The following is a 9,944-nucleotide window of genomic DNA, read 5'->3' as shown; positions in this document are numbered from 1 at the left end:
CCCTCGAACCCCGCCATGCCGTCGGATGAGCGCCTCGATCGACGGCGCCCGCAGACCCGTCGCATTGGTCAACGCGTCCACCCGGATCACGGCGAGCGTCCGTCCTCGGCGGCGCCCGAGGTCGAAAGCAGTCCTGACGGGGGTGGTCACGGAGATGCCCCCAATCGACTGCACTTCGTCGTCCCGTAGTTCGTCGCGATGAATCAGGATGCCCTCGACCGGTTTGCCGTTGCGGCGGTACACCTCGGCTGGCTGCCTCGGGTCGATCCACCTCGAGCCGTGGATCGCTGCTGCAGACAAGCCCGCCAGCATCGACTGTCGGCCCGACCACAACCACGCCGCAACTGCACGCTCAGCGGACGTCATCTCGCTGCCCTTCGGCACGTAGACGTTGCGATGGACACGGTCATAGCGGCTGAGAAGAGTCCGCGGGCTGACGTCACCCACGGCCAGCGCTTCGGTCCCGAGGAAGGGCCGGTCGGAGATGGTCATGGCTCACGGTGACGCCGCCGTGCGACAGATCAGCCATTCCAAACGGTGGTTGTCCACAGGCGCCCCGCGAGTGGCCACTTATGCCACGCAATCACCCAAGACGCGTGCGATAACTGACCACTCGCGACGACGGCGAGAGCTACTTGGGTGGCATCCGGATGCCACCGTCAACGCGGACGACCTCGGCGTTCATGTACGAGTTGGTGATCAGCTCGATCACCATCGAGGCCAGCTCCTCGGGCTTGCCAAGGCGGTGCGGGAACAGCACCGACTCGCCCAGCTTGGCCTTGAACGCCTCCGATGCCTCACCCTCGCCGTAGATCGGGGTGTCGATCAGACCGGGGGCCACCGTGTTGACGCGGATGCCCACGGCGGAGAGGTCGCGGGCGACCGGCAGGGTCAGGCCGACGACGCCACCCTTGGACGACGAGTACGCGGCCTGGCCGATCTGGCCGTCGAAGGCCGCGACGCTGGTCATGTTGACGATCGCACCGCGCTCACCAGTGTCGGTGAGCTCGTTGCGACTCATCGCGGTGGCGGCCAGCCGGATGCAGTCGAACGTGCCGACCAGGTTGATGGCGAGCACCTTCTTGTACGCGTCCAGGTTGTGCGCCGAGGCGAACTCGCCGTCCTTGCCGATCGTGCGCTGGGCCCAACCGATGCCTGCCGAGTTCACCAGGGCCCGCAGCGGGCCGAGATCAGCGGCCGTGTTGACCGCGTCTTCGATCTGCTCGGTGTTGGTCACGTCGACGCTGACGAACACGCCGCCGATCTCGTGGGCGAGTTCCTGCCCGCGGTCGGCCTGCAAGTCGGCGACGACGACCCGCGCCCCCCTGGCAGCCAACTGGCGGGCAGATGCCGCGCCGATACCCGACGCGCCACCGGTGACGATTGCACTAGCTCCATTGATGTCCACGACAGACAGATTAGGCCGACGGCCGACTTCTGCAAGAGGGTTGCGGAACTCGGCGGCCGGCAGCCGTTGCGCAGATCTCGGCGGACGTCAACGGTCGCACAGCCGCTCCAGCACCAGCGAAGTCCAGCGGTCCAACGCGCGAAGTTCGGCGGCACCGATGCCGTCGAATACGACGTTTCGCACCAGGTCGACGTGCCCCTGCGCGGCTAACCCGAGCGCGGTTCGGCCTGCGTCGGTCAGCTCGACGGTGGCGCCTCTGCGGTCGTCGTCCGTTCCGCGCCGGTCGATGAGCGCGCGGGACCGCATCCGCCTCAGCTGATGGGACAGGCGGCTCTGCTCCCAGCCCAGGCGCTCACCAAGTTCGTTCACCCGACAGACATCACGTTCGTCGAGCGCGACGAGCACGTCGTAGTCGGCGAGCGAGAGCCCGCAGTCGCGTTGCAACTGCCGGTTCATCTCGATCTGCAGTTCAGCGCTCATCGACAGGTAGTTGCGCCACACCCGCTGCTGGTCTTCGGACAGCCACATGGAATATATGACACATCATCTAAGTTGTCGTGTCCAGTGACAGCCACCTAGGCTGGCCATGATCCCAAGGAGCGATCGCCATGACCAACACCGACATCGTCGACATCCGACGTGCGCAGGACCGCGCCGCCACCAAGATCTCCTGGCTCGACTCCAAGCACTCCTTCTCGTTCGGTGGCAATTACGATCCGAACAACACCCACCACGGCCTGCTCCTCGTCAACAACGACGACGTGGTCAAGCCGGGCAAGGGCTTCGACACCCATCCGCATCGTGACATGGAGATCGTCACCTGGGTGCTGCGCGGATCTCTGGTGCACCAGGACTCGACGGGCCACTCCGGCGTGATCTATCCGGGCTTGGCACAACGAATGTCGGCGGGCAGGGGCATTCTGCACTCTGAGAAGAACGACTCGTGGACGCTCACTGGCGATGACACGCACGCCGATCCCGTCCACTTCGTCCAGATGTGGGTGGTGCCCGACGAGGCTGGCATCAAGCCCGGCTATCAGCAGCTCGAGATCGACGACGAGGCGCTGCGCGGCAAACTGGTGACCATCGCCTCAGGCATGCCCGAGCACGCCGACGATGCCGCCATCACGATCAGCAACAAGTACGCCGCCCTGCGCGGCGCGCGGTTGCAACCCGGCGACACCGTCGAGTTGCCGCAGGCGCCGTATCTGCACCTCTTCGTCCCGCGCGGCGGGGTCGTGCTGGAAGGCGCGGGGCCACTGCACGAAGGCGACGCCGTGCGTTTCACGGCATCGGGCGGCCAGCGGATCACCGCGACCGAACCATCCGAAATCCTGGTCTGGGAGATGCATGCGAGTTTGGCCGCAGCGTAAGCGACGTAGGACATCCGCGGCCGTCGGGCTGATCGGCGTCCTTCTCCTGGCGGGGTGTTCATCGAGCACCCCGCCGGCGTCGGAAACCACTACCGCAGCCCGGGCAGCCGGCGAGGCTGGACTCACCGAGGTGACGGTCCAGATCCCCGAGGACTTCAATGCCGCGCCCTTCGATGAGCCCCGAAAGGCGTTGGTGCCCAACGGGTGGACGATGTCGGTGTGGGCTCGAGTCCCAAAGCCACGGTTGGCGACGTGGGCACCCGACGGCGCCCTGTTGGTGTCGAGCCCGAGTGTGGGGCAGGTGATCCGCGTACAGCCGTCGGGCCTCGGCCCGCAGATGCAACTCCTCGTCGGCGGCATGGACCAACCGCACGGCCTGGCGTTCGCCGGCTCGACGCTCTACATCGCTGAGAGTGATCAGGTCGACGCCTTCGACTACGCCGACGGCGTGGTGGCCCGCCCGCGTACCGTCGCCTCGAGCCTTCCCGACGCGCGCAGTCCCGACCTCGGCGGCGCTTATTCGCATGCCTTGAAGAGCGTCGCCGTGGGACCCGATGGCGCCGTGTACTTTTCGATCGGCTCGACGGGAAACATCTCCGCCGAGGACCGCACCGCGACTCCGCAGCGGGCGACCATCATGCGAGTCCCACCCGGCGGTGGGCCATACGCCCCGTTCGCGACAGGCGTTCGCAACGGCACCGGCTTGGCCGTCGCCCCCGACGGCGCAGTGTGGACGGCGGTCAACAACCGCGACAACGTCGAGGTCCCCGACCAGGGTCCGTCCTACGGCCAGGTGGTGCCCGACTACGTCAACGATCACCCCCCGGAGTCCGTCGCGAAGCTGACCCCCGGACGCGAATTGGGTTGGCCCTACTGCAATCCCGACGGCGGCCCCGCGAATCTGGCTTTCATCCGAGACGTGCAGACCAACGCCGACGGGTCAAAGCTCGACTGTGCTGCCCTGCCGCCGATCGAGCAGAGCCTAGGCGCGCACTCCGCACCGCTTGGGATGACCTTCGTCGACGGTGCCCTCCCGGCGCCCTATTCCCGCGGGGCGCTCGTCGGGGTCCACGGTTCGTGGAACCGTCAACCACCCCGGGCGCCCGAGGTGTCCTTCTTCCCTTGGGAGAACGGCAGTCTCGGAGATCAGCAGACGCTAGTCGGCGGTTTCCAAGCCGCCGACGGCTCTCGGTGGGGTAGACCCGTCGACGCGGCAGTGGGACCCGACGGTGCCGTCTACGTCACCGACGACGCCGCCGATGCCATCTACCGCCTGGCGCCTCCGGGTCGGTGACTACAGCGCGTTGAGGACCGAAGACAGCTGCTTCTCGGTGTCGTTGGCGAGCTTCTCGAAGACGATCTTCATCGCCGGGCTGAGGAGTTTGGCCGCGCCCTTCATCTCGAGGTCGGCTTTGTAAGTGATCACCGAGCCCGCACCTGAGGCGTCCACCGTGATCGTGTCCACGGACGTCGACGAGTCGTTCTTGCCGACGAAGACCAGCGTGCGGTTGCTCAGTTGGTTCAACGTGTAGGTCAGTTCGGCGGTCACTCCAACGATCTTGGAGACGTTGTGCCACGTCGCCCCGACCTCGATCGGCCCGCTGCTCTCACGCGCGCAGGTCTGGGTGCCCGGATCCCATTCCTCGGCGTTCGAGAAGTCCTTGAGGTAATCGATCACGCGGTCGGGAGGGGCGGCGACGGAGAAGGTTCGTGAAACTGACCACACGGGGTGCGAATACCCCGCCGCACAGCAGCTCACTCGTGACGTGACGAGCGACTCCACGGCGGGGCGGAGTTGCTAGAGACGGCTCGGCAAACCCATTCGGCGGCTCGACGATCCGGTCGATGCGCAATCGTCGCCGTACTGTGACCAAAGTTGACGGTGAGTCGGCTGTGATTGAAGTGACTTCGTTCCTCGAAGACTGCAGAAACTTCTCGATAGGGGCCTTCCGTGCCTGATACCACGGCGAACCTCCGGCGGTTCGTCGCCTCGGCGACGACGCTGGCGCTCGGCGCGGTCTTGGCGACGATGGTGGCGGCTCCGGCCGCACATGCGGCAGACGGCCGCCAGCTACTCGCCAATGCGATTGCCAACACCCGCGGTTCCTACCTCGTCTACAACTTCGGCGGCAGCAATCCCGCGCCGATGCTCAACGCAGGCGGCAGCTGGTACGAGATGGGCAGCGGCGGCCACCTGATGATCATCAAGTCCGGGTCGCAACGGCTCACCCCGCGCCTGCTGGTCGACTCGCACCGCGGCTATCAGGCTCGCTGCGAGTCGACACCCGGCGCCCGCACCAGCGAGGGCCTCTTGCAGGCCGCCGAGACGTTCAGCCCCGTGCAGGCCTGGCAGGCGCTGGGCAAGCCGACCATTGCTATCAACGCCAACTTCTTCGACGTCCGCGGCCAGAAGGGCGGCTCCTGGAAGTCGACGGGTTGTAGCTCACCCCTGGGCGCGTACTTCGACAACACGCGCGGTGGAGGCCCGGCCAATGCGGTGGTGACCGGAACCCTCGCCTACGCGGGCAAGCAGGCCCTGTCCGGTGGCGACGAGGTCTGGACCGCCTTGACCACGATGATCCTGCCGGTCGGTGGGGCACCGTTCGTCGTATCCCCTCGCGCACCCGACGACTACGACGCGGCCTCCCCCGTCATCAAGGACCTGGTGGACAAGGGCAACCGGTTCGTCGCGGTCAGCGGCCTGGGGCTGCTGGCGCCGGGTGACACCGGGCAGTTGAACGACGGCGGCCCCAGCGCTGCGCGCACGGCGATCGCCTACGCCCGCGACCGCGACGAGATGTACGTCTTCCAGGGTGGCAGCTACACGCCGGACCAGATCCAGGATCTGTTCCGCGGACTCGGCAGCGACACCGCCATCCTGCTCGACGGTGGGGGCTCGTCGGCGATCGTGCTGCGCCGCGACACCGGTGGCATGTGGGCGGGCGCGGGCGTGCCGAAGGGCTCCTGCGACACCATGCAGGTGCTGTGCGACTCTCGCGAGCGCGCCCTTCCGAGTTGGCTCGCCTTCAGCTAGACGTCAGGCGGCCCTCGTCCGACTGCGAGCCCTCCGACGAGGGACCGGCGCAGCAGCGGTCGTGGTCGCCGCGTCACTGTGGTGAGAAGTCTTTGGCGGTGTCACGGACGCCACATGTCCGTATCAGTCTGAGCGGGCTCGACGATGACGACCGGGAGATGCCATGGCCGCAGTTCCATCCGCATCGCATCCGCTAGTGGGCGACCGACGTCTCCCTCGCAGGGCCGAAGGCGAAGATGGCCGCACTCGACGCCACGACCGCCGCAGCGATGGCGATCACGGGTGCCACCACCCACAGGGTCAAGGTCGCGCCGATGACGGCACCGCCGCACATGGTGAGGATGACGCCGTACCGCAGCCTCTCCCGCTGGCCGTCCCGCCCGCGAGTCTGCTGTCGAACCCGATGCCGACGATGGTTTGCGTCAAGACCGTCGTACTGAGTTCCTGCACACCGAATTGGCGCGCGGTCGCGTTCTGCGTGCCGAAGACGACGGTGAGTCCGGCAATCAGAATCAGCCGCCCACCACCGTGATACGGCAACAACCCCACACCCGCCAGTATCGAAAGAATCGACAGGACAACGACTTCGAGTCCCAAGGCCACGACGAGCCAGCGCCGAACCTTGGCATCGAGGTGCCGGGCCAACCTGCCGCCGAGCACGGCTCCGGTGACGAAACTGGCGAACGCCACCACCGCCGCGGCCATGTCGACGCCGGAGTGCGGCACGAACCAGAAGCCGAGGAAGATGACGTTGCCCGTCATGTTCGCCACGAAGACGTGACCGAGCACCAGCACGCTGACGGCGTCGACCAGGCCCCCGTCGCGAACGTCAGCAACAGGAGCGCGGTGACCGTCAGCCCTAGGGAGACAGGGGATTCGACAGCCATCGTGGCCCCCGTACTACAGCCGCGGTGTCAGGTCTAGCTTCGTGACGGCGACCATCTGGGTGATCAACCAACGGTTGTCCTGCGGCTTCATCGTCAGGCGGTAGGACAGATAGCGCAGCGATGGAATGCCCTTGGTCACGGGACTGGTCGCCACCGAGTTGGTGTACACGATCGCGGTGGCCTCCGTCGGCGTCAGCGTCTCCACCGCCGCACCGAGGACTTGGGTGTTGTTGGTGACCTGAGCCTGCTTGTTCGGTGCGACGATCGCGTCGATGTAGCGCTTGTAGTCGGCCGCGAAGTCACCGCCGAGGTACTTGGCGGACCGGTCCGGGAGCTTGTCCATGTCGTCGGGCGTGTAGGTCCACAGGGTGGTGATCGCGCTGGCCGCGGTCTCGGCGATCACGAACTTCGTTTGCACCGCGGCTCGGTCGGCGAGATAGGGCTGGATCGTGGCGCCCGCGAACGCGGCCGCGCCGACGAACAACGCGCCCGCAGCCACTGCAGCGATCTTGAACGCGCGCCCTGCCGTCCGATGCGGCACGAGGACGACCTCGGGTTCGGGTTGGGAATCCCCCGCCTCCTCGGATTCCTCGACTTCGGCCGGTTCGACGGAGTAAGAAGGTTCGACGGGTTCGGCCGCTGCGATTGCCTCGGCGGCTGCCGTGTCCGGGACCTCCGGCGTCTCGGCGACGGCCTTGTCGCGCCGCCACGGCATGCGGCGGCGGCGCGTCGGTTCGGCGACGACCGCCGTCTCGTGGGTCTCGTCGGATGGCTCATCGGGCGCCGCAACCTCGGGCACCGTCTCCACGACCGCGGTCTGGGTGGTCGAGGGACTCTCGGCGTCCCCGTCCACCGCGGCCTCATCCGTCTGACCGACCTGCTGCGCCTTCTGTCGTGGCAGCCGGTGGCGGTTGCGCGCCGCCTTCCCCTGCGGGACGGAGGCGGTGGCAGGCTCAGCTGTCAGATCACTTGAATCAGCTGACTGATCTTCCACTGCTGTCCCTCCTCGATAGTCGTTACCACCCAACGGGTTCCGCTCTCGATGGGCACCTTGCCGTCCGGGCCCGTCGACTTGACGTTGGTGGCCACCAGGACATCGGCGCTGCCGTTGTCGTTCCACCGCTGCACCCCGGCCTCCTGCACGATGCCGGTGGTGGGTTCGGCGCGCGCGACCTGAATCACGATGTCGTTCAGCTTCTCCTTGAACGACTTCGCGAAATCGCCCGTACCCTGCGCCAAAATCCGGTCCGCATAGTCGTTGGCGTGGAACGGATCGAGTGACGTGTACTCCGTCATGAAGCCCCGGACGTAGAAGAGCGCCGACGCGTCCCTGTCCTCGGTGCGGTTGAAGCTCTCGTGCCCGACCAGTATGAAGATGCTGCCCGCGATCGCGGCGGCCGCCAGCACGAAGGCGAGCACGGCGGTGAGCGGAAGGCCCCATCGCAGCGGCGCCTCCGGTTCGGCTGCGCTCGCCGAGAAGAAGTCCCGGGCCGTCTCGTCGACCTTTCGTCGCGGGCTCATCGTCCGGACTCCCTCGGCGGCGGCTGCTTCGGCGGGGGCTGCTGTGGCTGCTGTGGACCGGTCTGGCCGGTCAGCGGCTTCTTGAGCACGGTGAGAACCGCGACCTGCCAACGGCCGTTGGACTTCTCGAAGTCGGCCCGCACGGTCGCCGTGATGAACTTCAGGTTGTTCGGATCCGACCCGCGTTGGCCTTGGAGGGCCAGCAGCATCGCCGCCCGGTCCTTCGTCGCGGACAGTACTGCGCTGCTGACGGCCCAGTACTCGTTGTCGGTGACACCCGACTTCTGCACGGCCTGCTGCTGTTGCACCAGTTGCGGACGGTATCCGTCGGTGGCCAGCGTCTGCGCTCTCGCAAAGTCGTCGACCACCGTCTGACTTCCGTAGCTGAGCAGCTGCTCCACGATGCGCGGGCCCTGCTCGGCGATCTCGGTTCTGGCCTGCTCGAGTGCTCGGTCCTGCCGGTACACCTGCAGGTAGCCAAACCCGCCTGCCGCCGCGCACACCACGGCCGCCGCGACCAGCACGCAACCGGCGATCCGCCGGACGTTGCGACGGGGCGCGTCGGCGGGTTCGACCACGCGAACTTCGGTGCGCAGCAACAGATCCGCGAACGTTCGGTGGCGCTTGTCCCCCAGTGGCCACAGCCATCCGACGAGCAGCGCCGCCGTGTCGAGCAGATGAGCGAGGTCGCGCGCGAGCAACCGCACGCCGCCGACAGTGTGACGACTGGCCGTCGTGACGCGGATTCCGGTCACGGCGCGACCCATGGTCCAGCCGGTGATCGGCGGCAACAGCCATCGATTCACGAACGTGGCCAAGGCAGCCGCCGCAAGCACGCCCATGAACACCCACCACAGCCAGCCCCCGACTGACGTGGTGTACGCCAGCACGGCCATCGTCGTGATCACGGCGATACCGGGCAGGACGTCCAACGCGATGGCGCCGGCGCGCGCCGGCCAGGAGGCGTAGCGGGTCACGACGTCCTTCGCCGTGCGGACGTCGGTGTCTTCGTCGAGCAGAGCCGTCACGAGGTGACCTGATCCAGTCTGTTGATCTTGTAGGTGCCGTCGGCGGGTGCCATGTTCACCCGCAGTCGGTAGCCCTGTTCCTGGTCGGCGGCCTGCGCGTTGGACACCTTCACCCGCACCGCGACGAGGACGTCGACCGACCCGTCGTCGTTGTGCTTCTCGACCGCCCCGCGCATGTCCGACACCTGCACCGACACATTGGCAGCCTGGTAGGCCTCGACCAACATGCTGGCGAAGAGGTTGGCCTGTACGCCGAAGTCGCCGGTCGCGCATTCGATGACCCTGGTCTGGCTCGCCGTCATGGCGGCCACGTCCGGGGCCTGGGTGGCCTCGACGCAGTCCTTGGCGCGCTGCAGCGCGAGCGCGTCCTCACGGGCGATCGCCTCACTCTGGTCGTGCGACTTCAGCGCGAGGTAACCACCGACCGCCACGCCCGCCGTCAGGACGAGCAACGCCAGACAGATGGCGACGAGCCAGCTGCGGCCGAACCGCTCGGGGCGACGCACCACGTGGTCCTCGGTCACGGCCTCGGTGGGATGATCCTGCAATTCCTCGGATTGTGCGTCGGACTGGTCCGACGTGTCGGGTTCTAGACTGATGTCTTCTCCCGGGTCGCTGCGCTCCTGCCCTTCGGGGGGGTTCAGCCGGCTGGTGCCAGCATCTCCTTCCATCCGTTCTCTCCTGGGTCACTTG

Annotated in this window: 10 protein-coding genes and 3 pseudogenes; 3 read left to right on the top strand and 10 right to left on the bottom strand. The window is 67.1% G+C overall.

Annotated features, from left to right (window positions below; genetic code table 11):
• The 3 genes and pseudogenes from VET27_RS19505 to VET27_RS19495 all read right to left on the bottom strand — a co-directional run.
• Window positions 1-492, bottom strand: a pseudogene (locus tag VET27_RS19505) (hypothetical protein); the annotation flags it as partial.
• A 139-nt stretch (window positions 493-631) separates the two neighbouring features.
• A complete protein-coding gene (locus VET27_RS19500; RefSeq protein ID WP_526521086.1) occupies window positions 632-1,408 on the bottom strand; it encodes an SDR family NAD(P)-dependent oxidoreductase in 777 nt (258 codons plus the stop codon).
• Window positions 1,409-1,495: 87 nt separating this feature from the next.
• A complete protein-coding gene (locus VET27_RS19495) occupies window positions 1,496-1,945 on the bottom strand; it encodes a MarR family winged helix-turn-helix transcriptional regulator (protein WP_526521089.1) in 450 nt (149 codons plus the stop codon).
• Window positions 1,946-2,016: 71 nt separating this feature from the next.
• Here VET27_RS19495 and VET27_RS19490 point away from each other — a divergent pair, with 71 nt between their 5' ends.
• Window positions 2,017-2,781, top strand: a complete 765-nt coding sequence (locus VET27_RS19490) for a pirin family protein (RefSeq protein ID WP_526521084.1) — start codon at window positions 2,017-2,019, stop codon at window positions 2,779-2,781.
• Window positions 2,759-4,075, top strand: a complete 1,317-nt coding sequence (locus tag VET27_RS19485) for a PQQ-dependent sugar dehydrogenase (RefSeq protein WP_526521082.1) — start codon at window positions 2,759-2,761, stop codon at window positions 4,073-4,075. The genes VET27_RS19490 and VET27_RS19485 overlap by 23 nt, the downstream gene beginning before the upstream one ends.
• On the opposite strand, the gene VET27_RS19480 is transcribed toward VET27_RS19485, so the two are convergent.
• The gene (locus VET27_RS19480; RefSeq protein WP_526521080.1) at window positions 4,076-4,507 is read right to left on the bottom strand and encodes an SRPBCC family protein; all 432 of its coding nucleotides are present in this window, start codon (window positions 4,505-4,507) and stop codon (window positions 4,076-4,078) included.
• A 225-nt stretch (window positions 4,508-4,732) separates the two neighbouring features.
• Between VET27_RS19480 and VET27_RS19475 the strand changes: the two genes are divergently transcribed.
• Entirely contained in the window at window positions 4,733-5,815 is a 1,083-nt protein-coding gene (locus tag VET27_RS19475) for a phosphodiester glycosidase family protein (protein WP_526521078.1), read from the top strand.
• Window positions 5,816-5,922: 107 nt separating this feature from the next.
• On the opposite strand, the pseudogene VET27_RS19470 reads toward VET27_RS19475, so the two are convergent.
• The 6 genes and pseudogenes from VET27_RS19470 to VET27_RS19445 all read right to left on the bottom strand — a co-directional run.
• Window positions 5,923-6,009: pseudogene (locus VET27_RS19470) on the bottom strand (retinol dehydrogenase); the annotation flags it as partial.
• Window positions 6,009-6,702: pseudogene (locus VET27_RS19465) on the bottom strand (YoaK family protein). The pseudogenes VET27_RS19465 and VET27_RS19470, both read right to left, overlap by 1 nt.
• 13 nt (window positions 6,703-6,715) lie before the next feature.
• Window positions 6,716-7,696: a mammalian cell entry protein gene (locus VET27_RS19460; protein ID WP_526521076.1), complete on the bottom strand. Its 981-nt coding sequence runs from the start codon at window positions 7,694-7,696 to the stop codon at window positions 6,716-6,718.
• Window positions 7,663-8,223, bottom strand: coding sequence for an Rv1363c family protein (locus VET27_RS19455; protein WP_526521074.1), 561 nt, complete (start codon window positions 8,221-8,223; stop codon window positions 7,663-7,665). Before VET27_RS19455 ends, VET27_RS19460 begins: the two co-directional genes overlap by 34 nt.
• Complete coding sequence (locus VET27_RS19450; protein WP_526521072.1) at window positions 8,220-9,251, bottom strand: RDD family protein; 1,032 nt, start codon at window positions 9,249-9,251, stop codon at window positions 8,220-8,222. Before VET27_RS19450 ends, VET27_RS19455 begins: the two co-directional genes overlap by 4 nt.
• Window positions 9,248-9,922 carry an Rv1363c family protein gene (locus VET27_RS19445; RefSeq protein ID WP_526521070.1) on the bottom strand — a complete coding sequence of 225 codons (675 nt, stop codon included), beginning with the start codon at window positions 9,920-9,922 and terminating at the stop codon, window positions 9,248-9,250. Before VET27_RS19445 ends, VET27_RS19450 begins: the two co-directional genes overlap by 4 nt.
• Window positions 9,923-9,944 lie beyond the last annotated feature (22 nt).

Source organism: Mycobacterium sp., assembly GCF_035633495.1.
Taxonomy (GTDB): domain Bacteria; phylum Actinomycetota; class Actinomycetes; order Mycobacteriales; family Mycobacteriaceae; genus Mycobacterium.
This window is presented reverse-complemented; position numbering and strand designations above follow the sequence as displayed.